The sequence below is a fragment of the Herminiimonas sp. GW821-FHT09C12 genome (assembly GCF_059416385.1).
Window position 1 is genome coordinate 50,179 of the sequence record NZ_JBWKPC010000001.1, and the last position, 26,514, is coordinate 76,692.

The following is a 26,514-nucleotide window of genomic DNA, read 5'->3' on the forward strand; positions in this document are numbered from 1 at the left end:
TTCGACTACCCATCGTGAGCGATTCAAAACCCAAGACCAATACCGATCATCGCATCTGTTTTGTCGGTGACTCCTTCGTACAAGGCACCAGCGATCCGCTATGTCTGGGTTGGGCCGGACGCGTCACACAAGATGCCATAGCATGCGGCTACAACATCACTCACTACAACCTCGGCATACGCCGCGATACCAGCCGCGACATTGCAGCGCGCTGGGAACAGGAATGCGCGGCGCGCTTGCCGGCCGACTGTGAACAGCACGTGGTGTTTTCATTTGGCGTCAACGACAGCGCTATCTATGAGGGAGTGTTACGCGTTCCTGAAGAAGAAAGTCTGACCAACTGCCAGAACATCCTGCGCTCTGCTTCAGCTCGCTACAAGACATTGATGGTCGGACCACCGTCTATGCCAGACGCGCCGCACAATCGTCGCGTCGCGCAGTTGGACAAGCAGTTTGCTGAAATAGCAGCCGGACTATATGTTCCTTACTTATCGGTGTTCGATACGCTGCGCAAAGATGAATATTGGCTGAAAGAAGCGATTGCCAATGATTTTGCGCATCCGGGGAAGTTTGGGTATGACCGTTTGGCGGGACTGTTACGGGATTGGTCGGAATGGTGGTTTAAATAATCGACTGTGCTGATTCTTAACCTGGATGGTGCAATAAGAAAAAAGCGACGCATTGCGTCGCTTTTTTAAAATCAATGCATTTACTGTGCACTTGCTACATCCGAGGACTTTTGTCTCGCATCGGGCACCTCTTTCGCTAATGAAGGCTGCCCGGTTTTATCATCAGAACGATCAAACGTCAGTACTTTCCCAAATACAAGTCGAATCCATTCCGGATAAGTATAAGCAGTTCCTTTATTATGATCGATGATTGCTCCAATGCCGCCACCGATAAGAATATTCCCCCACATACCACCGTTAGCACGCGAAATCGCCGCTGCTTGCGCATCTGGATAGCCATCTTTTTTACACTCAACATGTAAATTTTCGGAAGATCTATGCGTCACAATTTGCGTACCAGAATCTCCTGAAGTTGTTCCAAAATTGTTTTGCATCGTGCATTTTGCCCCCGCTACAACAGCGCCATCCTGGTTAACAGTTTCAACCCGAACGTGCTGCGCCGTATCCCCGGTTATAGATGCGCAACCGGAAAGACCCGCCATTGTCACCATGATGATGATCATTATTTTCATATTATTCCCTGATTTTTTATTCCTCCACTCAAGATGAAGGCCAAATAATGTATGTCGAAACCTACTATTAAACAAGCCATGGATATGGGAAAACCGATTGCTATAAACCATATTTAACAAATAAAAAGACGACGCAATACGTCGCCTTTTATATGATTCAGAACAGAGCCTACGTATTACTTTTTATTCATATTACTTAACTGAATTTCTTACGCTTTATCTGCTAAAAATTAAGTTCAAGAAAAATACAAAAAGTCTTTTAATTCACATTTTGTACAGATGCAAAAGGCGGTGGTACTGTTTTCGACCCCTCTATCAAACCATAGACCGCAACGTTCAATGCTGTTTCAGCACCTATTGTTCTGCTGCACTCTGCAATGATAAAAGCGGTTGCCAGAGTTGCTGCTTGTGCAGCTTGCTCAAAATCCAGATTATTTTCTTGCATGATGAGAAGCAGACCATCTTGCAGCGAGGTAATTGATTCCTCGAAGGACAAGTTAGGTTCTTCGCCGCGCAAAGACTTGTCTCCACCCAGTTTATTCGTATCCAGCGGTATGCTACGGCTGGTAAGCGCAGAGGACAAAAGCGCCAGTAAGTCCGGAGCTTTTTCGTTTGCCTCTGCCGACAAAACAATCGCTCCTCGCTCCAGCTTATCCAGATCAAAGTTAAATGATCTCAAAAGAAAACTACCAGATAAGCGTGCAACCACCGCGATCACTGTCTCTGGATGTATCGCACGGTTTTGACCTATTCGCATTGCCAACAGCTCGACTATCTGCCCGGCCGCATTGTTCTGTTCACTTGTAATGTTCAAAAATCCTCCTGATGTATTCGTCTTACTGTGCGCTCTAATTTTCACGACTTTGTGAATATAGAAAATCGCTTTCGTTTAAGCAATCCTATATCCCAAATATTTTTGAGTTTAAAAATAAAAAAGCGACGCATTGCGTCGCTTTTTGCTTGAGTCTAAGCACAGCTTAGACTCAGTTACACCTTACTTCTTGCGTGTCGGTGGCAAATCAGTACAGACGCCTTTGTAAACTTCAGCCGCCATACCAATCGATTCACCCAAGGTCGGATGCGGGTGTATGGTCTTGCCGATATCAACTGCGTCAGCACCCATCTCGATCGCCAATGCGATTTCACCGATCATGTCGCCAGCGTGTGTGCCGACTATGCCGCCACCGACGATGCGATGTGTTTCTGCATCGAACAGCAATTTGGTAAAGCCTTCGTCACGACCATTCGCCACGGCACGACCCGATGCTGCCCATGGGAAGTGACCTTTTTCGAGCTTGATACCCTTGGCCTTGGCTTCGTCTTCAGTGATACCTACCCATGCGACTTCAGGATCGGTATAAGCAACAGATGGAATCACGCGTGCGTCGAAGTAGGCTTTTTCACCAGCTGCCGCTTCTGCCGCAACGTGCGCTTCGTGTACTGCCTTGTGCGCGAGCATAGGTTGACCAACCAGATCACCGATGGCGAAGATGTGCGGCACGTTGGTACGCATCTGCGCATCGACTTCGATGAAGCCACGGTCAGTAACAGTTACGCCTGCTTTGTCAGCTGCAATCTTCTTGCCGTTCGGGCTGCGGCCAACTGCGACCAGGACCAGATCGTAGACTTGAGGTTCTGGTGCAGTCGCACCGGCTTCTGCTGCTTCAAAAGAAACTTTGATGCCTTCTTTCAACGCTTCGACCGCTACAGTTTTTGTCTTCAACATGATTTTGTCGAAGCGCTTCTCGTTGAACTTCTGCCAGACTTTGACCATGTCGCGATCAGCGCCTTGCATCAAACCGTCCAGCATTTCGACCACGTCGATGCGTGCGCCTAGTGTGGAATAAACGGTTGCCATTTCCAGGCCGATGATGCCGCCGCCGATGACCAGCATGCGCTTAGGCACGCTGCGCAATTCGAGCGCACCGGTGGAATCGACGATACGTGGATCTTGCGGTACGAACGGCAAGTTCACTACCGATGAACCAGCAGCGATGATTGCTTGTTTGAACTGGATGGTTTTCTTGCTGCCGTCTGCTGCCGTCACTTCAATGTGGTTTGGACCGACGAACTGACCTACACCTTGTACGACATTGACCTTGCGTGCTTTCGCCATACCAGCGAGGCCGGTGGTCATCTTGCCGATGACTTGTTCCTTGTAGCCGCGCAGTTTGTCGATATCGATTTGCGGCTTGCCGAAGGTCACGCCATGCGCAGCCATCGAAGCTGTTTCATCAATCACTGCTGCGACGTGCAACAAAGCTTTGGATGGAATGCAACCGACGTTCAGGCAAACACCGCCGAGTGTCGAGTAACGTTCAATAAGGACTGTAGACAAGCCCAGATCTGCAGAACGGAAGGCTGCGGAGTAACCGCCAGGACCTGCGCCCAGAACCATCATGTCGCATTCGATATCTACTGTGCCGCTGAAGCTGGCTGCGCTTGGTGCAGCGACTGGCGCTGCAGCCTGAACTGGTGCTGGAGCAGCAGTTGGAGCCGGTGTTGCTGCAACCGGTGCAGGAGCTGGCGCGGCGGCTGGTGCTGGCGCAGGAGTCGCAGCCGGTGCCGGCGCGCTGTCCGCTGCTTCCAGGATGAGCAACAGTGAGCCTTCAGCAATTTTGTCGCCCAGTTTGACTTTCAATTCTTTGATGACACCGGCGTGGCTGGATGGAATCTCCATGCTGGCCTTGTCTGATTCGACTGTAATCAGCGATTGATCGACCTTGATCGTATCGCCCACATTGACCAGCACTTCAATAATTTCAACTTCCTTGAAATCGCCGATATCGGGGACTTTCATTTCAATCATGCTCATCGCTTTAGCTCCGTATTTTTTATCCTGCTCGTCCCGCTCTATGCGTCGAGTCCGGATTGATATTTTTTAGTAACCCTGAATTACAAAGTCATCCCCGCATGGGAAAACTGATGATCTGAAACGGTGCTGCCGTATTCTTGTCAAACTCTGCTCCTGCATGCACACCGATTTCTGCAATTTCCTTGGCACTGGCTGCGCCGTCGTAAGCTGCATACATCGCGCCAAGAGCAAAATTTCGTCCGCTGCCTATGCCCCAGAAACGATCGAAACTGAATACTTCACGATACGAGTAAATGCCGAAGATGCCGTGCGGATTCGCTACCAGAGTCGCGATCTGTGAAGACTCGTAAGGATCGTCTTCCTCTTCTTTCGTATTCAGGAAGTACTTATCTTTCAGAATCTGATGTGCCTTGGTAAAGGTATCGAATACTTCATCGCGGCTATTCAGCTTGCAGTCTTCGCCCATGCTCGTCAGCAATTTACGCATGACGGGAAAATGCGCAGCCGTGCCTGCCAAGGTGATGTAGGAATCGCCAATACGGAACATCTTGTTGTTCTCTTCGTACGCATGAGACAGACGTGTATCGCCGAAGGTCACCAGTGAATCGCAGGCAATCGCGATTTCATTATTCTTTTTGACAACCACACAAGTAGTCATGCCAACACCTCATGAAGGTGAACAGAATGTTTGAAATCGCTCATTGCGGTGCGATCAATTACAGCAGCGACTTGCGCAGATCGGTCAGCATTTCGCTCAAATACGTCACGAAGCGCGCACCCATAGCGCCATCGATCACGCGGTGATCGTAAGACAACGACAAAGGCATGATCAGACGCGGCACAAATTGCTTGCCGTCCCATACCGGTTTCATCGATGTTTTCGACAAACCGATAATCGCCACTTCCGGTGCATTGATCAATGGTGTGAAGTAAGTACCACCGATGCCGCCCAAGGACGAGATCGTGAAGGTCGCGCCCTGCATGTCGGAACCTTTAAGCTTGCCGTCGCGCGCCAGTGCCGACAGTTCGCCCATTTCCTGTGCGATCTGCGTAACCGATTTCTGGTCGACGCCTTTGACGACAGGAACCACCAGACCTTGCGGTGTGTCGGCAGCAAAGCCGATGTTGTAGTACTGCTTGAGAATCAGGTTTTCACCAGATGCATCGAGTGAAGAATTGAACTCTGGATATTTTTTCAGAGCTGCAACGCAAGCCTTGATGACGAATGCGAGCATCGTCAACTTGACGCCGGATTTTGCCAGCGCGGTGTTGGTCGATTTACGCAGCTCTTCCAACTCGGTCACGTCTGCTTCGTCGTATTGCGTAACGTGCGGGATCATGACCCAGTTGCGGTGCAAATTAGGACCACTGATTTTCTTGATTCGTGACAGCGGTTGCAAGGTGGTTGTACCGAACTTGCTGAAGTCCAGCGATGGCCATGGCAACAGATCGAGACCTGCACCGCCACCTGATTTGACTGGTGCAGCAACAGCAGCCGCAACCGGACCGGCAGCGATGATGCCCTTCACATAATTCTGTACGTCTTCCTGCGTAATGCGTGCTTTAGGACCGGAGCCGACGACTTTGCCGAGATCGACACCGAGTTCGCGCGCGAACTTGCGTATCGATGGTGATGCGTGTGCTTTGTGGCTGGCAGCAGTCGCTGGAACTGCGGCAGCAACTGGTGCGGCAGGTGCAGCTTGAACCGGAGCTGGCGCGGCGACAGACGCTGGAGCAGCTACAGGCGCTGGCACTGCGGCAGGTGCAGCTTCAACCTTGACTGGTTCCGGAGCCGGTGCTGCAGGCGCCGGAGCGGCAGCAGGCGCTGCTGCTGACTCTTCCAGCAACAAGACCAACGCACCTTCTGCGATCTTGTCACCGAGTTTGATTTTCAATTCTTTGACGACACCAGCGTGGCTGGATGGGATTTCCATGCTGGCTTTGTCGGATTCAACCGTGATCAGGGACTGATCGACTTTAATCGTATCGCCCACTTTGACCAACAATTCAATGACCTCGACTTCTTTGAAGTCGCCGATATCCGGGACTTTGACTTCGACCATGCTCATCTTTTATCTCCGCTTGTTTGCGTGTCCGCCATCACGACAGCGGGGAAGCAAATGGTGATGTCCATTTGCATCCCCGTCGCCTCAGTGATGAGGAAGGATTTTTGTATGTAGATTACAGCGTAACCGGATTGACTTTTTCTGGATTGATGCCGTACTTCGCAATTGCTTCTGCAACTACGGAAGATGCAATCGCACCGTCGTCTGCCAATGCCTTGAGTGCCGCGATCGTGACGAAGTAACGGTTGACCTCGAAGAACTCACGCAATTTTGCGCGGCTGTCCGAACGACCAAAGCCATCAGTGCCCAGTACTTTGTAGGTACGATCTTTCGGTACGAACGCACGTACTTGTTCTGCAAAAGTACGCATGTAATCGGTCGCCACCACGATAGGACCGGCGGTGCCTTGCAAGGACGAAGTGATGTGCGCCTGACGTGGCTTGTCGGTCGGGTGCAGCATGTTCCAGCGTTCTACGTCCTGACCGTCACGGGCCAGCAAGGTGAACGATGGTGCGGACCAGACATCGGCAGTAACGCCCCAATCGTCTTTCAACAAATCGGCAGCGGCGATCACTTCGCGCAGGATGGTGCCGGAACCCATCAGTTGCACGCGGTTTTTCGATTTCTTCGCGCCTTCTTGCAGCAGGTACAGACCTTTGATGATGTCGGCTTCGGTGCCCGGTTTCAAACCAGGTTGTGCGTAGTTCTCGTTCATCAGGGTGATGTAATAGAACACATCTTCCTGGTTTTCGATCATGCGCTTCAAGCCGTCATGCATGATGACTGCGACTTCGTGTGCGAAGGTTGGATCGTAAGGAATACAGTTCGGGATGGTCGAAGCTAGGATGTGGCTGTGACCGTCTTCATGCTGCAAGCCTTCGCCGTTCAAAGTAGTACGACCAGCGGTACCGCCAAGCAGGAAGCCGCGTGCACGCATATCGCCCGCTGCCCATGCCAGATCGCCGATACGTTGCAGACCAAACATCGAGTAGAAGGTGTAGAACGGCACCATAATGCGGTTGTTGGTCGAGTACGAAGTCGCTGCTGCAATCCACGATGCCATCGCGCCAGCTTCGTTAATACCTTCTTGCAGAATCTGACCGGCTTTATCTTCACGATAGAAGCTGACCTGATCCTTATCGACTGGCTCGTACAACTGGCCTTCGCGGTTATAAATACCGATCTGACGGAACAAGCCTTCCATACCAAAAGTACGAGATTCATCAACCAGAATCGGCACCAGACGTTGACCCAGATTTGCATCGCGCAGCAGGATGGAAATAATGCGTACGTAAGCTTGTGTGGTCGAAATTTCGCGACCTTCTGCAGTCGGATCCAGCACCGCTTTAAATGCAGCCAGTTCAGGTACCGGTAACTTCTCGTCCGCCTGTTGACGACGTTGTGGCAGGTAACCGCCGAGCGCCGCACGACGTTCGTGCAGGTACTTCATCTCAGGCGCATCGTCAGCCGGCTTGAAGAATGGAATGTCGGGCAGGTGTTCGTCAGCGATAGGCAGATTGAAACGATCGCGCATTTCGCGGACTGCTTCATCGTCCAGTTTTTTGGTTTGATGCGCAGTGTTACGCGCCTCACCCGATTTGCCCATGCCATAACCTTTGACGGTTTTGACCAGCAGAACGGTAGGTTGCCCCTTGTGCTCTTGTGCTTGCTTGAAGCCAGCGTATACCTTGTGTGGATCGTGACCGCCGCGCAGCAAATGCCAGATGTCGTCGTCTGACATGCGCGAAACCATTTCCAGCAATTTTGGATGCTTGCCGAAGAAGTGCTTGCGTACATAAGCGCCATCTTTGGCTTTGTAATTCTGGTATTCGCCGTCCAGCGTTTCCATCATTACGCGCTGCAAAATACCTTCTTTGTCTTTGGCCAGCAGTGGATCCCAGTTGGAGCCCCAGATAATCTTGATGACATTCCAGCCTGCACCACGGAATTCGCCTTCGAGTTCCTGAATGATCTTGCCGTTGCCGCGCACCGGACCGTCCAGACGCTGCAGGTTACAGTTAACGACCATGACCAGATTGTCGAGTTGTTCGCGACCGGCTACACCGATAGCGCCCATCGATTCGACTTCATCCATCTCGCCATCGCCGCAGAATACCCAGACTTTACGGTTATCTGTTTTAGCCAGATCACGTGCGTGCAGATATTTCAGGAAGCGTGCCTGATAGATAGCCATCAATGGACCCAAGCCCATCGATACAGTCGGGAATTGCCAGAAATCCGACATCAGTTTCGGATGCGGATAGGAAGACAAACCTTTGCCGTCAACTTCACGACGGAAGTTGATCAATTGTTCTTCGCTCAAGCGGCCTTCGAGGAAAGCGCGAGCATAGACGCCAGGCGACGAGTGACCCTGGATATACAAGAGATCGCCACCGTGATCTTCGGTCGGTGCGTGCCAGAAGTGATTGAAACCGGTGCCCAGCATATTAGCGAGCGACGCAAAACTGGAGATATGACCACCCAGATCGCCATCAACACGGTTGGCTTTGACAACCATCGCCATCGCATTCCAACGCATCCACGAACGCAGACGCTCTTCATATTCTTGATTGCCTGGCGAGTTGACGCCCATGTCGGCAGGGATGGTATTTACATACGCAGTCGTGCTGGAGAACGGAACTTGCGCGCCACGACGGCGGGCCAGATCAATCAGGCGCTCCACCAAGTAGTGAGCGCGGTCAGGGCCCTCGTTTTCGATAACCGCCTCGAGGGCATCGAGCCACTCTTGCGTTTCCATTACATCGGGATCGTTGGCGGCTTGCGCCAATACCTGGTCGAGCTGGGCTGACATAATTTGTCTCCTGATTTGTCTTTAGTGCCGTTCTTTGTAAGAACGAACCGTCATTTTTAAAACTGATAACACGTATAGTCGTGTAGTTTGCGCTGAGTTTAACAGCAGTTTTTGTTATTTTCAAATGGCGATATCATTTCTCATAATGCGAAATTATGCGGCATAGCAGCATTTTTGCGAACTTTTAACGGCATTTTAAGAGCATGTAAACTCGCCGCAAAAGCACCTTTCAGACATGCCCTGATAAGCCTTTATAATCTAGGACTTACTCCTTCAATCACCTACCTTTAACTCATGACCGCTCAAATCATCGATGGAAATTTGCTTTCTCAACAACTACGCAAAGACGTCGCCGTCCGCGCTGCCGCGCTGACTGCCAAAGGCAAGCAACCTGGCTTGGCCGTGATCCTGGTCGGTGCCGATCCGGCATCCCAAGTGTATGTACGTAACAAGGTCAAGGCTTGCGAAGACAATGGCCTGTATTCGCTGATGGAGAAATATGAGGCGGACATGACGGAAGCGGCCCTGCTGGCGCGTATCGCTGCGCTGAACGCTGATCCGAAGATCCACGGCATACTGGTGCAAATGCCTTTGCCCAAGCATATAGATCCGAATAAAGTGATTGAAGCGATTTCCCCACGCAAGGACGTCGATGGTTACTCAGTATTAAGTGCAGGCGAGTTGTTGACCGGCCTGCCCGGCTTCCGCCCTTGTACACCTTACGGCTGCATGAAGTTGATCGAAAGCACAGGTTTCAAACTGGCTGGCAAGCACGCTGTTGTCATCGGCCGCAGCAATACCGTCGGCAAACCGATGGCATTATTGCTCTTGCAAGCTAACTCAACCGTCACCATCTGTCATAGTGGAACCGCGGATCTTGCTTATCACACACGTCAGGCCGATGTAGTCGTAGCCGCCACCGGCCGCCGCAACACCCTGACTGCAGACATGATCAAACCCGGTGCCATCGTGATCGACGTCGGCATCAATCGTGACGACAACGGCAAGCTGTGCGGCGATGTCGACTTTCCGAATATCAAGGAAGTTGCCAGCCACATTACTCCAGTCCCCGGCGGCGTCGGTCCTATGACTATCACCATGCTTCTGGTTAACACCATAGAAGCAGCAGAGAGAGAAACCAACTGATGAATATTGCCCTGAACCCACTGCTGGATTTTTCCGACCTCCCACAATTCGATGCCATCAAGCCCGAGTACATCGGCTCTGCCATCGACAGCCTGCTTGACCAGTGCCGCACTGTCGTTACTGAACTCGAAGCACCGACCGCGCAAGTCACATGGGAAAATTTTGTCGAACCGTTAGAGAACGCAACGGAAAAACTCAGCCGGGCTTGGGGCATCGTCAGTCATCTGAATTCCGTCGTCGATACGCCGGAACTGCGCGCTGCCTATAACGAGAACCAGCCTAAGATCACCGAGTTCTGGACTGGCTTGGCACAAAACCTGACGCTCTTCACTAAATACAAAGCATTGCAACTGGGACCTGATTACGCCAGCTTCTCGGTTGCCCGCAAAAAAATCATCGAAAACGCCGTGCGCGATTTCCGCCTGGGCGGTGCCGAACTGGCAGAAGAAGATAAACCGCGCTTCGCTGAAATCCAGGAAAAACACGCTGCATTGACGACCAAGTTTTCCGAAAACATTCTCGACGCCACCAACGATTACGCTTTGTATATAGAAGACGAAGCAGAACTGTCTGGTCTGCCGGATGATGCAAAACAAGCTGCACGCGCCGCAGCCGAGAAGGATGAAAAGCCAGGCTACAAGTTCACGCTGCATTTCCCGTCCTACTTCCCTGTGCTGCAATATGCCGACAACCGTAATCTGCGCGAAACGATTTATCGCGCCAATGCGACCAAAGCCTCCGAGCTCGGCGGTCATCCGGAATGGGACAATACTCAGAACATCATCGACATTCTGAAACTGCGTAATGAAGAAGCCAAGATGCTCGGCTACAAGAACTTCGCCGAAGTCTCACTGGTATCAAAAATGGCGCAGACGCCGGATCAAGTCATCAGCTTCCTGCAAGATCTGGCCAAGCGCGCACGTCCGTTTGCTGAAAAAGATTTGGCAGAACTGCGCAGCTTTGCGCAAAAAGAACTCGGCATCGACAAACTGGAAGCCTGGGACGTCACCTACGCTTCAGAAAAACTGCGCGAACAACGCTATGCGTTTTCCGAACAGGAAGTGAAGCAATACTTCCCAGAACCGAAAGTCACCGCTGGTTTGTTCCGCACTGTAGAAACCTTGTTCTCGGTCACGATCAAACCCGATGACGCACCAGTCTGGCATCCGGACGTGAAGTTTTTCCGTATCGAAAAAGACGGCGCTTTGGTTGGTCAGTTCTATCTCGATCTGTACGCACGCCAAGGCAAACGCGGCGGTGCATGGATGGATGATGCACGCGGTCGCCGCCGCATTGCTGAAGGCAAGGACGGCATACAAACACCGATTGCCTACCTGACCTGCAACTTCACTGAACCGGCAGTCGTCAACGGTCAAACCAAACCGTCGCTGTTCACGCATGATGAAGTCATCACGCTGTTCCATGAATTCGGCCACGGCTTGCATCACATGCTGACGCGTGTTGAAGAGCTGGGCGTGTCCGGCATCTCCGGTGTGGAATGGGATGCAGTCGAACTGCCATCACAATTCCTGGAAAACTTCTGCTGGGAATGGGATGTGCTGGAGCACATGACGGCACACGCCGACACCGGTGCTGCCTTGCCACGTGCGTTGTACGACAAGATGATCGCCGCCAAGAACTTCCAATCCGGCCTGCAAACCTTGCGTCAGGTGGAATTCTCCTTATTCGATATGCACCTGCATTACGACTACAATCCAGACGGCAGCAAAACCGTGCAAGACGTCTTGAATGAAGTGCGTGCGCAAGTTTCAGTCATGACGCCGCCACCTTTCAATCGCTTCCAGCATTCGTTCTCGCATATTTTTGCTGGCGGCTATGCAGCCGGTTACTATAGCTACAAATGGGCAGAAGTCTTGTCTGCTGATGCCTACGGTGCATTCGAAGAAGCAGGCAAAGCCAGCGGCAATGTCTTGTCCAGCGATACCGGCGCACGTTTCTTGCGTGAGATTCTGGCGATGGGTGGTTCGCGTCCTGCGATCGATTCATTCAAGGCCTTCCGCGGTCGTGAACCAACTATCGATGCATTGCTGCGTCACAGCGGCATGGCAGCCTGACGAACTTTCGCAAGGGCGAAAACGTTATACGACGGAGACGATGAAATGAAAAACGGGTTGTCCTGGCTCTTGCTCTCCTTGCTGGTTTCAGCAAACGCGCATGCGCAGCTCTATAAATGGGTAGCCCCGGATGGCAAGGTGTCGTACAGCGATACGCCACCGCCCTCTTCCATCAAAAAAGTGGAAGAGAAAAATCTTTCTTCATCCGGCCCCGTCGGTTCCGGCTTTCCATTTGAGTTAGCCGCAGCCGTCAAAGCCCATCCCGTCACGCTGTACACCACAGCCAATTGCAGCGCTTGCGATAGCGCACGCAGCTTGTTGAATACACGCGGCATTCCCTACACGGAAAAAACCGTGAACAACAATGACGACATCGCACGCCTGCAGCAAGTTGGCGGCGACAAGCAATTGCCGTTTTTAACGGTAGGACGCAATAAGCAATCCGGCTTTGAAACTGAATCATGGAATACGATGCTAAGCGCCGCGTCTTATCCGGAAAGCAGCCAACTGCCGAGCAACTATCGTAATCCAGCACCACAGGCAGCAGCACCGAAAAAAGCCCTCGAGCAAAAAGCCAGCACCGTGCCAAACCATGAAACGCCTAGCGACAGCCTGCCGGCTGCCGGCAATGCGCCACCGGGCTTCCGTTTCTGAATTCTGTAATACGAATCTGCGTGCTGTACAGCTCTGCGACTCTCTTGATAGTTCGTTTTTGAAAATTTGCCATGACCCGTATCGACTTTCACAGCAACGTGCCGAACAAAATCGCTTATGCATGCCGTCTGGCACGCAAGGCACGTAATGCCAATTTCCAGATCGTGATCCTGGCGCAAGATAAAGCGCAACTGGCGGAGCTGGATGAAGCGCTCTGGACGTTTTCCGAACAGGACTTCCTGCCGCATGTAATGCTGGGTGATGCACTGGCAGCGCAAACGCCTATCCTGCTCACAGCAGATCAGACAATGGAATCGCCTCATACACAAATCCTGATCAATCTATCGGACACCTCGCCAGCGCACTTCGCGCGTTTCGAGCGTATGTTTGAGGTTATCTCCTCCGATGATGCGGACAAGTCGGCTGGACGTGAGCGCTACAGCTTCTATAAACAGCGCGGTTATCCGCTCACTCATTTTGTGGCTGAACCTACATGAGTAACTCATCCTCGCAAGATTTCGGCATTCCCGTACTGACGGAAGTCATACAGACACCGCCACGCGTTACGCACATCGCTGAAGAAGCCAAGGAAGCAGATGACACCATCCATGCGCATGCAACCGAAACCAGCACTAGCCCGGCAGCGCACCAACCGATAGACGGCTGGCTCGACGAGGAGTGGTCACGTCTGGAACAAAAGGTCAGTGAGCGTGTGCTCACACAACTGCTGGAACGTATCGAACCGGTACTGGAACAACGCATCAAGGACAGCCTCGCGCAAGTAATGCAGCTAGCCGCAGAGGGAATCAAGCAAGATTTACATCAAACTCTGGCCGAAGCCATTAGTGATGCCGTGGCACAAGAAGTCGACAAACTTCATTTTTCAAATAAATAAATTTATCTTTAAATTCTTTGTTTTTTAAACAAAGTGAGATTTCATTTGTTTTTATGAGAAAAAAATCACTTCGATTATGAACGCCTAAAAAACAAATAACTTTCTACAATTTAGCCATTGAACAACACTAAATGGCTGGAGATTGTGATGAAAGTAATTGTATTGGGTTCGGGCATTATCGGTACCTCGTCCGCATGGTTTTTGAACAAGTCGGGGCACGAAGTTACCGTGATCGAACGCCAACCCGGCGCTGCGCAAGAAACCAGCTTTGCCAACGGCTGTCAGATTTCCGTCTCGCACGCAGAGCCTTGGGCCAATCCGGCCGCACCTATGAAAGTCCTGAAATGGCTGGGCAAGGAAGATGCGCCACTGCTGTATCGCTTCCGTCCTGAATGGCTGCAATGGAAATGGGCGCTCAACTTCCTGCGTGAATGCACACCGGGCCGCACCGCCGACAATATCCGCCAAATCGTTGCCATCTGCGAATACAGCCGCCAGACTCTGCAAGCAGTACGCGCAGAAACCGGCATCAACTACGATCAGTTAACCAGCGGCATCCTGCACTTCTATACCGATCAAAAAGAATTCGACGATTCCCTGCCTGCCGCCAAATTGATGCGCGACCTTGGTTGCCCACGTGACTCTATCGGCGCCGATGAAGTCGTCCGTATCGAACCAGCACTGGCCAGCATCCGCGACAAAATCGTCGGCGGTGACTTTACTGCTACCGATGAATCGGGCGACGTCTACAAATTCACCAGCGGTCTGGCCGCCAAAGCAGCAGAAGCTGGCGTCAACTTCCAGTACAACACTTCCGTCACGCGCCTACTGACTGAAGGCAGCGGCGCGAATGCGAAGATCACCGGCGTTGAAGTCATCGGCCCAGATGGTCGCCACCAAGTGTTGCATGCCGACGCTTATGTGATGGCGATGGGCAGCTTCTCGGCAGAACTGGTCAGACCGCTGGGCATAGACCTGATGATCTATCCAGGCAAAGGTTATTCGGCCACCTACAAGGTGACCGACCCAGCAGCCGCACCGACAGTATCCCTGACGGATGACGGCTATAAATTAGTGGTATCGCGCCTCGGTGATCGCTTGCGCGTGGCCGGTACTTGCGAATTGAATGGTTATACGCGTGAGCTCAATACCGCACGCTGCGAAGCCATCACGCGTCGTACCAAAGAACTGTTCCCAGGTGCCTGCGATTATGAGAATCCGGTTTACTGGACTGGCTTGCGCCCGCTCACACCATCGAACGTGCCTTACATCGGTAAAACCAAGTTCAGCAATCTGTTCTTGAATACCGGTCACGGCACACTCGGTTGGACCATGGGTTGTGGTTCTGGTCGTGCCTTGGCTGATATTGTTTCTGGACGTCAACCGGATCTGGATTTCAAATTCACCGGCATGCCGTATCGCCCTTCCAAGCAGATAGTAACTACGCTCTCTCCTGCTTAAACAGCATTGCTCATAAAAAAACGCTGCGTGTGAATAACACGCAGCGTTTTTTATAGGCTGAAAAATTCTGTCTTATTTCTTGATGCGTACCTGCACCTCGGCCGACTTTTCGTCGAAGGCAATCCGCGTATCGAACTTCGCCCGCTTCATCGGGAAGCGCGATTGAAAATGGCGCACATTGCCGGAGCCGGAAATCGCGCGACGGACGAATTGATAATACGCATCCATATCGACCACGTGCACCACCAGGAAGTAATCGTAATCGCCTGATACGAAGTAGCACTGCATCACTTCCGATTCCTTGCCCATGCGCACTTCAAATTCCTGCATGTGTTCATCGGATTGATTCCCCAGAGACACTTCCAGAAACGCCAACATACCGTAACCCAGCGCAAACGGGTCTATCATCGCCACATCCGCGCTGATAATGCCGGCATCACGCATATCGCGAATACGGCGCAAACAAGTCGGTTGCGAGATATGCACCTTGTCCGCCAAGGTGCGCGTCGGCGTCTGGTTATCCTTTTGCAGCAAGTTCAACAACTTGCGGTCAACTTTGTCCAGGGTATGAAGTTTGCTCATATAAAATCGTGTGAACCTCGAAAATTACACAAAAACGCTTTGCGTCGCATTTTCTTATGTTGTAAGGTCATTGTCTTGAAAGACGGGCGTGCCCAGTGTTGCAGCTACTCTGTATTTTTACAATCCTCAGGAGAAAATATATGCAGTTCAGGACCAAAATGATTCCATTGGCTGGCGCAATCGTATTAGCGTTCGCCAGCAGTGCGTTTGCGCAGGAACAAATCGTCAAGATCGGCCACGTCGGTCCGATCACTGGTACTGACGCGCACATGGGCAAAGACAATGAAAACGGTGCACGCTTGGCAGTCGAAGAACTCAATGCCAAAGGCGTGGTAATCAACGGCAAGAAGGTCAAACTGCAATACATGCCGGAAGACGATGCTGCCGATCCTAAACAAGCAACTGCTGCTGCTACTAAACTGGTCGATGCCAATGTCGCCGTCGTGATCGGCCACCTGAATTCCGGTGCCACCATCCCTGCTTCCAAAATCTATGCCGACGCGGGCATCGTGCAAATCTCGCCTTCTTCCACCAGTCCAAAGTACACGCAGCAAGGCTTCAAAACTGCTTTCCGCGTTGTAGCCAATGATGCGCAACTGGGGCGCGTACTCGGTCAATATGCAGTCAAAACCCTGGGCGGTAAAAATGTCGCCGTGATCGATGACCGTACCGCTTATGGTCAAGGCGTGGCAGAAGAATTTGCCAAAGGCGTCAAATCTGCTGGTGGCACCGTCGTCGCCAGTCAGTACACGAACAACAAGGCAACTGACTTCAACGCGATCCTGACTTCGATCAAGGCGAAGAAACCTGACATCATTTTCTTTGGTGGTATGGATGCAGTCGGTGGCCCTATGCTGCGCCAGATGAAGCAACTTGGCATCAATGCCAAGTTCATGGGCGGTGACGGCATCTGTACTGGTTCACTGCCAGGCCTCGCAGGTGCCGGCCTCGGTGAAAACAATGTCTACTGCGCGGAAGCCGGTGGCGTGGAAGATTCCAAGAAATCAGGTATGGATAAATTCCGCGCTGCTTACAAGAAGCGTTACGGCATCGATGTGATCTACACCGCAGCCTATGCTTACGATGCGACGTATGCCGTCGTCGATGCGATGCAAAAAGCCAAATCATGGGACTCGGCCAAGTATCTGCCTGAGCTGACCAAGATCAATTACCCTGGCGTGACCGGCAATATCGCTTTCGATGCCAAAGGTGATATCAAGGACGGTACGCTGACGCTATACACCTACCGCGGTGGCAAACGTGAAGAACTGGCCGTCGTGAAGTAAGTTGCACTTGCTTCCAATACAAACCGCCCGAGGTCAAAACCGGGCGGTTTTTTTATGACTGCTGATATGTAATACGGTCGATAAAAAAGCACCACGAAGGTGCTTTTTTTACTCTCGCTACAACCATCAACAGTGAGCAAACTAAAACGTGGCAGGTGAATTGACCCACAACACTTTTGCAACGACTTTTCCAATATTTTTGTAGCCATGTGGCACGCTACTCGAAAAAGTGAAAGCGTCGCCCGGCCCCAATTTGTAGCTCTCGTCTCCGAGGTTCAACTCCAGCATGCCTTCCAGCACATAGCCGACTTCTTCACCTGTGTGTTCGATCTGGCCATCGCTGGCTGCACCCGGCTCCACGATGTGGATATTGGCCTGCAGCAATCCACCACGCGTCGGCAACACCAGACGTTCCATCGAGATGCCACCCGTTTTAATCACCGGCCGCTCACCCTCACGCAAGATCGGGCCAACCACTACTGCTTCTTCCGACATCAGCGTCGAGATATTTGTATCCAGCGCCATTGCCAATCTGTGCAACATCGCCAGCGACGGTGTCGCCGAACCACGCTCGATTTTGGAAATCAAGCTCTCGGAACATTCCGCCTTTTTCGCCAGTTGTATCAGCGTCAAGCCTGCCACCAGACGTGTATGACGCAGTCGCACGCCGAGACTGGATACCGACGCCTTCTTGTCGACAGATTCGATGCTTGCAGCGGAATCGCGTTTCATCTTCACTTTCTCTACCCGTTAAAAATGGCACTCTCGAACATCAGGCGTCGATGCAACTTAACGGTTGGCCAACTCCACTACCGTATAAGCAAGTGCCTGCACGCCTAAATATAAATCTTCCGGCGCGGTTTCCTCGGCGGCATTGTGACTGATTCCGCCCTTGCTTGGCACAAAAATCATCGCGGTCGGGCAATGTTCGGCCAGATACATCGCATCGTGGAAGGCACCTGAAGTCAAATGTTGCGGATCGCCACGCTGGGCCAAATGACCGGCACGTACGCAAGCGCGCTCTATCAGCTCCAGCATATCTGTCGGGAAATGCGTAGGCGGACGCGAGAAGAAACATTCAAAAGCAATGTTGCCGCGCCATGTATAGGCAGCAACAATTTGTTGTAAAAACTTCTCAAACCGTTCCAGCACCTCGGCATCGACGCAACGCACGTCGATCGTGAAATCGACATTACCAGGAATCGTATTGACCGAATTCGGACCGACCTGCCAACGCCCCAAAGTGAGGCGTAAATTGCTGGCTGCTTCGGCTGCGGCATGCGCAAACAACTGATGGGCTATCGTTACTGCTGCCTTCATCGCATCGCTACGCTCATCCATAGGCGTAGTGCCTGCATGCGCTGCCATACCAGTGCATGACACACGATACCAGCGCACGCTTTGGATGCCGGTTACAACGCCCAGCGCTGCATTAGCACGTTCCAATACCGGACCTTGCTCGATATGCAATTCCACACAAGAAGCGATAGGCAGCGCGAGTTCTCTATGCGTGACATCCTTTGCTTGTTGCAAGGCTTTGTCGACTGCTGCACCGAATGTAATGTTGTCGCCATCTGTCACTGCGCGATAAGCTGGCAAACGAGATGGATCAACAAACGCGCTCGAGCCCATCGCGCCGGGACCGAAGCGACTACCTTCTTCATTGGTCCATGCGACAACCTCAATCGCACGACGTGTAGAAATACCGGCATCGTTCAAGGCAGCGATCACTTCCAGTCCAGCCAGCACGCCATACGCCCCATCCAGCTTGCCACCTACCGGTTGTGTATCGGCATGACTACCTGTCAGCACCGGCGGTAAATCTGTCGTGCCGGGACGACGGAAAAACAGATTGGCGCAATCGTCGATTTCCACTTCGCAGCCCAAGGCGCGTGCGGTATCGATCAGATGACGACGCGATGCCAGATCAATGTCCGTCAATGTTTCGCGTGCGACACCACCATCATCACGTCCGCCGAAAGCTGCCAGCGCAGTAATCGCATCTTGCAGGCGTGCGCTATTAACGTGATCTTGTGCACTCTCTGCAGCAGTAGATGAAGTAGCCGTTTGATTCTGAGTCATGTTGATGTTCCTGTTCAGTTGATCGAGGCAAAAGTGCGCTCGAGTAAATGTGCTGCCGCCAGCGCACGCGCGTCGCCCCAGCGCGGGCCAGTCAGCGTTACGCCCAGCGGCATGCCGCCCGGGCCATTTCCTAAAGGCACGTGCACGCAGGGATTACCGAGCAGCGACCACATACGATTGAAAATCGGATCGCCGGTAGCGGCCAGTCCTGCCGGTGCTTCACCTTCGGTACTTGGCGAGAGCAAAATATCTACCGTTTCAAACACGCCAGCGACCATCTGACGCGATGCCGCAGCCAAGGTCTGTGCTGCGACATACGCCGTGCCATCGATGGCTCTGCCCGCTTCCAGCAAAGCCGCGAAGGCAGCACTAAAACCATCCGGACTGGTGCGCGCTTCAGATGCAAATGCAGCCGCTGCTTCATAACCCATGATGCGAATTTGCGCATCGGTCAAACCACCGCAAGGTGCCGGTAAATCGACATCACTGATGATGGCACCAGCACGTTCCAGCAAGCGCGCCGCCTGCTCCAGTTTTTCACGCGCACCGACACTGGCTTTATCCCAATGTGCCGTACGACAAATGCCGATACGCAGACGTGGTGCCGCAACATCCGACGACAGCATTGATGACAAAGGCAAACGCGCCAACGCACCGATAAAGAAAGCCGCATCGTCCACGCTACGCGTCAACACCCCGACCGTATCCAGACTAGGTGCCAATGATTTGATACCTGCCAATGACAAAGTGCCGAAGGTCGGCTTGTAGCCGACCACCCCACAATACGCAGCAGGCCGGACGATAGATCCTGCCGTTTGCGTACCAAAAGCTGCCGGCACCATGCCGGATGCAACCGCTGCCGCCGAACCACTGGATGAACCGCCCGGCGTGTGATCGGCCGCTCCATGAGGATTACGCGTCGGCCCGGGACGGAAAGTAGCGAACTCTGTCGTGACCGTTTTACCCATCACCACCGCACCTGCGCTGCGAGTGCTGGCAACACAAGCTGCATCCACCAATGGACGATAGTTGCTGTAAATCGGTGAGCCATAAGTGGTCGGCATATCTGCCGTATCCATCAAATCCTTGACGCCTATAGGCAAGCCGTACAACAAACCGGCATGCGGCTGCGCATCAAGGCTGCGTGCCTGCTCAATCACGTGTGCCGCATCGAAATGCTGCCATGCGTGTACTGCCGGCTCATATTCTTCAATATGCGCGATACCGGCACGCGCCACCGTTTCCACCGACACTTCACGACGCGCGATACAAGCAGCGAGTTCCTTCAGGGACGAACTTGCGTAATCTTTCATGCAGCTTTTTCCATTTAACCGAAGTAAGCAGAGCGTACGTCGTCGTTACTAGAGAGCGCTTCTGCCGTGCCTTGCGCCATCACGCGACCTTGCGACAGCACGTAGCCATAGTGAGAAATCGCCAGCGTCTGACGCGCGTTCTGTTCCACCAGCAACACCGTGATACCCATCGCGTTGATCTGCTTGATGACCTTGAAGTTTTCTTTGACGTAGAGCGGTGACAAACCCAACGAAGGTTCATCAATCACCAGCAACTTCGGCTCAGCCATCAAACCGCGACCGATAGACACCATCGCCTGCTCACCGCCCGACATGGTGCCGGCCAGTTGCGCTGCGCGTTCTTTCAGTCGTGGAAAGATTTCATATACGCGTGCCAAACGTTCGCGTACCACTGCGCCGTTGGTTTCGAGGAAAGCGCCGAGCGCCAGATTTTCTGCCACTGTCATGCGTGGAAAAACCTTGCGGCCTTCCGGTATGCACGAGATACCGCTGGCAATAATCGAGTGCGTTTTTTCACCGGCAAGATTGCGCCCGCCCCACAGGATTTCGCCCTGGCGCGGTGGTGTCAAACCCAATATCGAACGGATCAGCGTACTCTTGCCGGCACCGTTGGCGCCGAGTATGCAAGTGATCTTGCCTGGTGCTACTTCGATGGAAACGTCGTGTAATACATTCACCTTGTCGTATCCGGTGGTGAGTCCCTTGACGCTCAAGTTGCTCATTCTGCTTCTCCAAGATAAGCGGTCTGCACATTGGGGTCGGCAGTGATTTCTGCGTACGTACCTTCAGCAATTTTTTTGCCGTAATTGAACACGATGCATCGATTGGTAATCCGCTCGATGACATTCATTTCATGTTCGATCAGTACGACAGTCAGATTCGCCAACTTGCTGCGTACCTGCAAGATATCGTCCATCAAGGCTTCAGTTTCATCGTGTGTCATACCGGCAGAAGGTTCATCCAGCAATAACAAACGCGGGCCACTCAACAAGGCGCGACAAACTTCAATACGACGTCGGTCGATCATGGTGAAGGTTTCCACCGGCTCGAACATCCGCGCCACCAACGGTGGGCTGAAAATATTGAGCAAGGCTTCGACCTTGGCAACATAGGCATCGTATTCAGCACGGAAAGCCTTGCGACGGAACAGATTGAAAAACAGTCCGTGCTGCATGTGCTGGTAATCGCCGATGACGATGTTATCGAACACCGTCAATGGCAATGACAGACGCGAACGTTGGAAAGTACGCGCTACACCGCTGCGATAAATTTCTTGCGGCGTCTGGCCGATGACTTCCTGCCCGTTATAAATGATGGAGCCGCTGCTAGCCTTGTACAAACCAGTCAGGACATTGAAGAAAGTGGTTTTGCCCGAACCATTCGGTCCCAGCAAACCCAACACTTCACCTTCATTGATATGCATATTGAGTTTATCCAATGCCGTCAGACCGCCGAAGCGCATCGTCAGATCGGAGACTGCAACTAATTTCGTATTCACGGCTGCGCTGGATTCAGGATTCATGTGCGTTGTATTTTCTGCATTCATTGCGCACCCTTTCTGCTAAAGAACAAGCGTGTCTTGCGTGGCAATAAACCATCTGGACGGAACAGCAGAATGGCGATTACCAATGCTGCGTATAACAACACGCGATATTCCTGAATGAACTGCAATTTTTCCGGCAGCATCAAGACGATGATTGCAGCAGGAATCAAACCAACCGGATTACCGAGACCACCGAGAATCACGATAGACAACATCAGCAAGGAATCGGAGAAGGTAAAGTTATTCGGCGCAATAAAACCTACCATCATGCCGTACACGCTACCGGCAATACCGGCAAACAAATTACCCATGGTGAAAGCGATGACCTTCCAGCGTGCGATATGCAGGCCGAAAGTAGCCGCTGCTGTTTCATCGGTACGCACCACGTCCATGCTCAAACCTACCCACGAACGTTCCAGCGCTTTGATCAACACAAAAGCACCTGCGCAGATAACCAAGCTCAACAAAACATAAGAGACGTAGAACGAGAACTCGATACCAAACAGCGAGAAGCCCTCATTGAAAGCATGACCGAACAACTGCATGCCCGGCACTTGCAAACCTTGTGGTCCACCCAGTACATCGTTGACTTCAATAAAAGTCTTGAACAGGATGCCGAAAGCAATTGTGACCAATGCCGCATAGTGACCACGTGTACGCAGCACCGGCAGGATCAACACCGAACCGATGATCGCAGCAACCACGCCAGAGATCGCAATATTCGCCAACTGCGGCAAACCGGTGTGTGTCGCCAGCACCGCTGTGGTGTAACTACCGATACCGAAGAAAGCAGCACCAGCAAAGTTAGCCACACCGGCAAAACCGAATTGCAAGGTCAAACCCATGCAAGCTGTCGAATACAACAAGACTGCGCAGATCATCATCAGCACAAAGTGACTATCGTAAAACGCAGCCACCAGTGCCAACAGACCAACCACCGTCCAGATACGCGCCAAACCGGGACGGCTGGCCGCTGCCTGTTCGATCTGCTGCGTAGTGCCCAGCTTTTTCCCTATCATGACCAAGGCCAATGCAACCACGATCAATACGCCGATCGCTACTTGTGATTCCGCATGCAGGAACAACCACATGTAACCGGTCACCAGCAAAGTCGCCAAAGCCAGTACCAGCTTGGCTGAATGTGTTTTCAATTTGTTGTCGCTCATATCAGACTCGCTCGCTTGATTTTTCGGCAATCAGCCCGGTTGGTTTCCAGGCCATCACAATGATGACGACGGCAAATGCAAAGACGTCTTTGTACGCACTTGGAATATCAGGGATCAGTGCCGGCAGCATCGCGCTACCAAACACCTGCAATCCGGCGAACAGGAAGCCACCCAGAATCGCACCATAAATATTGCCAAGGCCACCGAGAATCGCAGCCGAGAAACCAATCACGCCCAACAGCAAACCGACGTTGAAATTGATCTCGTTGTAATACAAACCGTTCATCACACCGGCCAATGCCGCCATGCCTGAACCGAGTGCAAAGGTCAGCAAAACAACTGCTTCGAAATTGATACCCATCAGACGTGCAGTTTCGCCATCCTGTGCTACCGCACGTATCGCCATGCCGAGGCGCGTACGTGTAATCAGAAAGTGAACACCAGCAATAATCGCCAGGCCGCTGAGTAGCAGAATCACGTTATCTGCACGCAAAGCAAAGCCGGCAAAATCAATTGAACCTGTAGGCAATAAAGACGGGAATGGTTTGGAGTTCGAACCATCTGGATAAAACAGACGCACAGACTCGCGCATCACGGTACCCAGCATCAGCGTCGCCAACAAGGTGTTGAGCGGCGGTGCCTTGTGTAAAGGCAAAATCAGGAATTTGGCAATCGCAGCGCCCAACAGTCCGGTCACACAAACCGCACTCAGCACCACTGCTATCAAACGTATCCAGGGTGAGCCGATGTCCAGCATCAAGACCCCGGTCGAGGCCGTCAGGCCTGCAAAAGCGCCGACCATCAAAGTATCGCCATGCGAAAACTTGATGACATCGAGTACGCCGAAAAACAAGGTAAAACCAACTGCAACCATGGCGTAAATCATGCCTAGCATCAGTCCGTTGAATATATATTGACCGATTTCACTCATCGTTTTCTCCACTTCATGTCTATCGTGTTGCAGGCGTGGCCATGAGCCAGCCTGCAACAGATCGTGTCTGCTTTACATTTGCTTCGTATCTGTATTACAGACCGGACAATTTGCGTTTACCGGTAGCGTAGATGCTGTCTTCCCAGATCACCCATTTGCCATCTTGAACCACGTACTTGGTTACCAATGGCACGATGTTTTGACGATGATCATCGAAAGTCACTTTACCGATCAGCGTGTCAGCATCTTTGGTTTGGTTCAGCACATCGCGTACCTTCTTGCGATCCGGGCCAACTTTTTCAACTGCATCCATGATCAGATTGGCAGCTGCGAAAGCGAATGGGCCGTAGGCTTCAGGTGGTTCGCTGTATTTTTGCTGTTGATACTTGGCTGTGAAGTACAGACCGCCAGGGATTTTTTCCCATGGTGCGCCTTCGATGAAGGACAGTGATCCTTCAGCCAGTTTCTCGCCTACGCCTTGGATGTAAGCATCAGATTTAATACCAGAAGTACCTTCAAACTGTGCCTTGATGCCCAGTTTTTCCATCTGGGTACGGATACGCACGCCCAGTGGTGTCAGGCCGCCGAAGTAGACGACTTCAGGTTTCAGTTCGCGGATTTTGGTCAGCTCGGTGCTGAAATCCTGCTGATCAGCAGTCACACCGAATGTTGCCAACACGGTGCCGCCATTCTTTTTGACGAATTCCGAGAAGTACTTGTTGTGGCCTTTGCCATAATCAGTGGTGTCATGAATGATCGCCCACTTCTTGTAGCCTTGCGCAATCATGAACTTGGCGGCGACTTCACTTTGGTTAATCATCGTGCCATTGACGCGATGGACTTCCTTGAAGTTATTACCGTAAGTGATTTCCGGCAGTACTGCACCCCACACGACGACTGGCAAACCGAAGCGGTTATAGACGCCGACTGTTCCCATCGCAACCGCCGAGCAGAAATGCGTTACGCCAGCGATGATGCTTTTGTCAGCAGCGATTTTGGTCGCTACCTGCACACCGACGTTAGGACGACATTCATCATCCTGAGTAACCAGTTCATAGGTATATTTGGCTTTAGGATCAGCGTTGCGCAAACGCACCGCCAGATCAGCAGAATTGCGCCCACCGAGGCCGATGGAGGAGACACCACCAGTCAACGGACCTACAAATGCAATTTTCACGACATCTTTAGCTGATGCCTGCATGCTCAGCAAACTCATGCCCACGGCGGCACATAATGCTGCAGCCTTTAATACTGTATTAGTCTTGCTCACTTTTTTCTCCTTGGAGTATGGGTCGACGGGAACAATTCAAGTTGCTTGAATGACAGTAACAACAAAAACCTAGATATTCAAGTACCTTGAATAACATTCAGCAACAACCGTGCCAATCGGAAAATGCAGAGTGAGTCTCTATATAGAGAAGAGGAGAAATGGACTGTGGTAAAGAGGTAACAACAGCCGGGAGAAAGATGAAAATGGCACAAGTTCATGCGCCGAAATGGCGAGAACTTGCACCGAATGCGGGAGCATCCAAAGGCACCAAGACAATGCCGAAACCGGATCACTGTCTTATTAACGCGGTCTGACAACTCAACGTAACCACGCTGCCTAGTCAGAAAATAGACGAAAAAAAAGCGCCCATCGGCGCTTTTTTTCTTGCAATCACAAGCTGATTATTTCAGCGTCATGATCCATGTGACGAGCGTACGTGCTTCCGCTTCGCTTACTTGTGCATTGGCTGGCATCGGCACGGTTCCCCATGCGCCACTACCGCCTTTCAATACTTTCTGTACCAGCTTGTCTTCCGCGCCTTTTTGACCGGCGTACTTGGCTGCGACATCTTTAAAGGAAGGACCCAGCACTTTATTCGTCACCGAATGGCAAGCCATGCAGTTCTTTGCCTTCGCCAAATCGGCATTTGCCATCGCGACATTTGACACGCCGGCAGCCAGAAACAAACACACCAACAAGGAACGTTTCATGCTTTTCTCCACAGGATTGATCGCCGCTATTCTACCGTGTTTCACCTACACGAGACATTGGGCTGTACCGATACAACGTATACATAGCACCCAGGTTGACAACTGTAATTGACCGTTACTATTTTTCACAATATGCTGCGTCGTCAAGGAGGAAACATGCCGCTCATTATCGTGATCGTATTGCTAACGGTCTTGAAATATTTTGAAGTTGGACCGCTCGCCGATATCTCATGGTGGTGGATCGTCGGCCTCATCGCCGTTGCCTTTATCTGGTTTGAATTTATCGAGCGCATGCTTGGGCTCGATAAACGCAAAGCGCATGAACAATTAGAAAAAGCACGCAAGGAACGTATCAAAAAAACGTTCAAATAGTCCGCACCACCTTTAAATGCTTGCTGAAAACCAATACCAGCCTGAAAATACAAGCGTCTGTAATCTATAAAAAACGTCTGCCCATTCAGTGCGAGATCATTTGCTGCTCTCTCATCCACAATAATAGTTTTCAA

General features: G+C 51.8%; 25 protein-coding genes. 9 read left to right on the top strand and 16 right to left on the bottom strand.

The window, feature by feature from the left end:
* Window positions 1–14 precede the first annotated feature (14 nt).
* Window positions 15–629 carry a GDSL-type esterase/lipase family protein gene (locus tag AC07N2_RS00220; protein WP_494776484.1) on the top strand — a complete coding sequence of 205 codons (615 nt, stop codon included), beginning with the start codon at window positions 15–17 and terminating at the stop codon, window positions 627–629.
* An 80-nt stretch (window positions 630–709) separates the two neighbouring features.
* Here AC07N2_RS00220 and AC07N2_RS00225 read toward each other — a convergent pair whose 3' ends face one another.
* The 6 genes from AC07N2_RS00225 to aceE all read right to left on the bottom strand — a co-directional run bounded on the left by AC07N2_RS00225 (window position 710) and on the right by aceE (window position 8,894).
* A complete protein-coding gene (locus tag AC07N2_RS00225) occupies window positions 710–1,201 on the bottom strand; it encodes a hypothetical protein (protein ID WP_494776485.1) in 492 nt (163 codons plus the stop codon).
* Between the two features lie 259 nt (window positions 1,202–1,460).
* Window positions 1,461–2,060, bottom strand: a complete 600-nt coding sequence (locus tag AC07N2_RS00230) for a hypothetical protein (protein WP_494776486.1) — start codon at window positions 2,058–2,060, stop codon at window positions 1,461–1,463.
* 135 nt (window positions 2,061–2,195) lie between these two features.
* Window positions 2,196–4,016: a dihydrolipoyl dehydrogenase gene (gene lpdA, locus AC07N2_RS00235; protein WP_494776487.1), complete on the bottom strand. Its 1,821-nt coding sequence runs from the start codon at window positions 4,014–4,016 to the stop codon at window positions 2,196–2,198.
* Between the two features lie 88 nt (window positions 4,017–4,104).
* Window positions 4,105–4,674 (bottom strand): MFS transporter, encoded by a 570-nt coding sequence (locus tag AC07N2_RS00240; RefSeq protein ID WP_494776488.1) that lies wholly within the window; start codon window positions 4,672–4,674, stop codon window positions 4,105–4,107.
* Between the two features lie 58 nt (window positions 4,675–4,732).
* Entirely contained in the window at window positions 4,733–6,085 is a 1,353-nt protein-coding gene (gene aceF / locus AC07N2_RS00245; protein ID WP_494776489.1) for a dihydrolipoyllysine-residue acetyltransferase, read from the bottom strand.
* A 112-nt stretch (window positions 6,086–6,197) separates the two neighbouring features.
* On the bottom strand, window positions 6,198–8,894 hold the full coding sequence (aceE, locus tag AC07N2_RS00250; RefSeq protein ID WP_494776490.1) for a pyruvate dehydrogenase (acetyl-transferring), homodimeric type: 2,697 nt from the start codon (window positions 8,892–8,894) through the stop codon (window positions 6,198–6,200).
* A 294-nt stretch (window positions 8,895–9,188) separates the two neighbouring features.
* On the opposite strand from aceE, the gene folD reads away from it, so the two are divergent.
* The 6 genes from folD to AC07N2_RS00280 all read left to right on the top strand — a co-directional run bounded on the left by folD (window position 9,189) and on the right by AC07N2_RS00280 (window position 15,125).
* Window positions 9,189–10,040 carry a bifunctional methylenetetrahydrofolate dehydrogenase/methenyltetrahydrofolate cyclohydrolase FolD gene (folD, locus tag AC07N2_RS00255; protein ID WP_494776491.1) on the top strand — a complete coding sequence of 284 codons (852 nt, stop codon included), beginning with the start codon at window positions 9,189–9,191 and terminating at the stop codon, window positions 10,038–10,040.
* The gene (locus AC07N2_RS00260; protein WP_494776492.1) at window positions 10,040–12,115 is read left to right on the top strand and encodes a M3 family metallopeptidase; all 2,076 of its coding nucleotides are present in this window, start codon (window positions 10,040–10,042) and stop codon (window positions 12,113–12,115) included. Before folD ends, AC07N2_RS00260 begins: the two co-directional genes overlap by 1 nt.
* Window positions 12,116–12,160: 45 nt before the next feature.
* Window positions 12,161–12,769 carry a DUF4124 domain-containing protein gene (locus tag AC07N2_RS00265; protein ID WP_494776493.1) on the top strand — a complete coding sequence of 203 codons (609 nt, stop codon included), beginning with the start codon at window positions 12,161–12,163 and terminating at the stop codon, window positions 12,767–12,769.
* Between the two features lie 71 nt (window positions 12,770–12,840).
* The gene (locus AC07N2_RS00270) at window positions 12,841–13,266 is read left to right on the top strand and encodes a DNA polymerase III subunit chi (protein WP_494776494.1); all 426 of its coding nucleotides are present in this window, start codon (window positions 12,841–12,843) and stop codon (window positions 13,264–13,266) included.
* On the top strand, window positions 13,263–13,664 hold the full coding sequence (locus tag AC07N2_RS00275; protein WP_494776495.1) for a DUF2486 family protein: 402 nt from the start codon (window positions 13,263–13,265) through the stop codon (window positions 13,662–13,664). The genes AC07N2_RS00270 and AC07N2_RS00275 overlap by 4 nt, the downstream gene beginning before the upstream one ends.
* Before the next feature lie 147 nt (window positions 13,665–13,811).
* On the top strand, window positions 13,812–15,125 hold the full coding sequence (locus tag AC07N2_RS00280) for a D-amino acid dehydrogenase (protein WP_076592186.1): 1,314 nt from the start codon (window positions 13,812–13,814) through the stop codon (window positions 15,123–15,125).
* Between the two features lie 72 nt (window positions 15,126–15,197).
* On the opposite strand, the gene AC07N2_RS00285 is transcribed toward AC07N2_RS00280, so the two are convergent.
* Window positions 15,198–15,707: an Lrp/AsnC family transcriptional regulator gene (locus AC07N2_RS00285; protein WP_076592187.1), complete on the bottom strand. Its 510-nt coding sequence runs from the start codon at window positions 15,705–15,707 to the stop codon at window positions 15,198–15,200.
* A gap of 140 nt (window positions 15,708–15,847) precedes the next feature.
* Here AC07N2_RS00285 and AC07N2_RS00290 point away from each other — a divergent pair, with 140 nt between their 5' ends.
* Window positions 15,848–16,993 (top strand): branched-chain amino acid ABC transporter substrate-binding protein, encoded by a 1,146-nt coding sequence (locus tag AC07N2_RS00290; RefSeq protein WP_494776496.1) that lies wholly within the window; start codon window positions 15,848–15,850, stop codon window positions 16,991–16,993.
* A gap of 141 nt (window positions 16,994–17,134) precedes the next feature.
* Here the strand turns inward: AC07N2_RS00290 and AC07N2_RS00295 are convergent, their stop codons facing one another.
* From AC07N2_RS00295 to AC07N2_RS00335, 9 genes are all read right to left on the bottom strand, one after another.
* Window positions 17,135–17,725, bottom strand: coding sequence for a helix-turn-helix domain-containing protein (locus AC07N2_RS00295; RefSeq protein ID WP_494776497.1), 591 nt, complete (start codon window positions 17,723–17,725; stop codon window positions 17,135–17,137).
* Between the two features lie 57 nt (window positions 17,726–17,782).
* On the bottom strand, window positions 17,783–19,075 hold the full coding sequence (locus AC07N2_RS00300) for a M20 family metallo-hydrolase (RefSeq protein WP_494776498.1): 1,293 nt from the start codon (window positions 19,073–19,075) through the stop codon (window positions 17,783–17,785).
* A gap of 14 nt (window positions 19,076–19,089) precedes the next feature.
* Window positions 19,090–20,388: an amidase gene (locus AC07N2_RS00305; protein ID WP_494776499.1), complete on the bottom strand. Its 1,299-nt coding sequence runs from the start codon at window positions 20,386–20,388 to the stop codon at window positions 19,090–19,092.
* Window positions 20,389–20,402: 14 nt separating this feature from the next.
* The gene (locus tag AC07N2_RS00310; RefSeq protein WP_494776500.1) at window positions 20,403–21,110 is read right to left on the bottom strand and encodes an ABC transporter ATP-binding protein; all 708 of its coding nucleotides are present in this window, start codon (window positions 21,108–21,110) and stop codon (window positions 20,403–20,405) included.
* On the bottom strand, window positions 21,107–21,934 hold the full coding sequence (locus AC07N2_RS00315; protein WP_494776501.1) for an ABC transporter ATP-binding protein: 828 nt from the start codon (window positions 21,932–21,934) through the stop codon (window positions 21,107–21,109). Before AC07N2_RS00315 ends, AC07N2_RS00310 begins: the two co-directional genes overlap by 4 nt.
* Window positions 21,931–23,097 (bottom strand): branched-chain amino acid ABC transporter permease, encoded by a 1,167-nt coding sequence (locus AC07N2_RS00320; protein ID WP_494776502.1) that lies wholly within the window; start codon window positions 23,095–23,097, stop codon window positions 21,931–21,933. The genes AC07N2_RS00315 and AC07N2_RS00320 overlap by 4 nt, the downstream gene beginning before the upstream one ends.
* A gap of 1 nt (window position 23,098) precedes the next feature.
* Window positions 23,099–24,028: a branched-chain amino acid ABC transporter permease gene (locus AC07N2_RS00325; RefSeq protein ID WP_076592194.1), complete on the bottom strand. Its 930-nt coding sequence runs from the start codon at window positions 24,026–24,028 to the stop codon at window positions 23,099–23,101.
* A 94-nt stretch (window positions 24,029–24,122) separates the two neighbouring features.
* Window positions 24,123–25,298, bottom strand: a complete 1,176-nt coding sequence (locus AC07N2_RS00330; protein ID WP_494776503.1) for a branched-chain amino acid ABC transporter substrate-binding protein — start codon at window positions 25,296–25,298, stop codon at window positions 24,123–24,125.
* Window positions 25,299–25,699: 401 nt separating this feature from the next.
* A complete protein-coding gene (locus tag AC07N2_RS00335; protein WP_076592195.1) occupies window positions 25,700–26,008 on the bottom strand; it encodes a c-type cytochrome in 309 nt (102 codons plus the stop codon).
* Window positions 26,009–26,164: 156 nt separating this feature from the next.
* On the opposite strand from AC07N2_RS00335, the gene AC07N2_RS00340 reads away from it, so the two are divergent.
* Window positions 26,165–26,380 carry a TIGR04438 family Trp-rich protein gene (locus AC07N2_RS00340; RefSeq protein ID WP_076592196.1) on the top strand — a complete coding sequence of 72 codons (216 nt, stop codon included), beginning with the start codon at window positions 26,165–26,167 and terminating at the stop codon, window positions 26,378–26,380.
* Window positions 26,381–26,514: the final 134 nt, after the last annotated feature.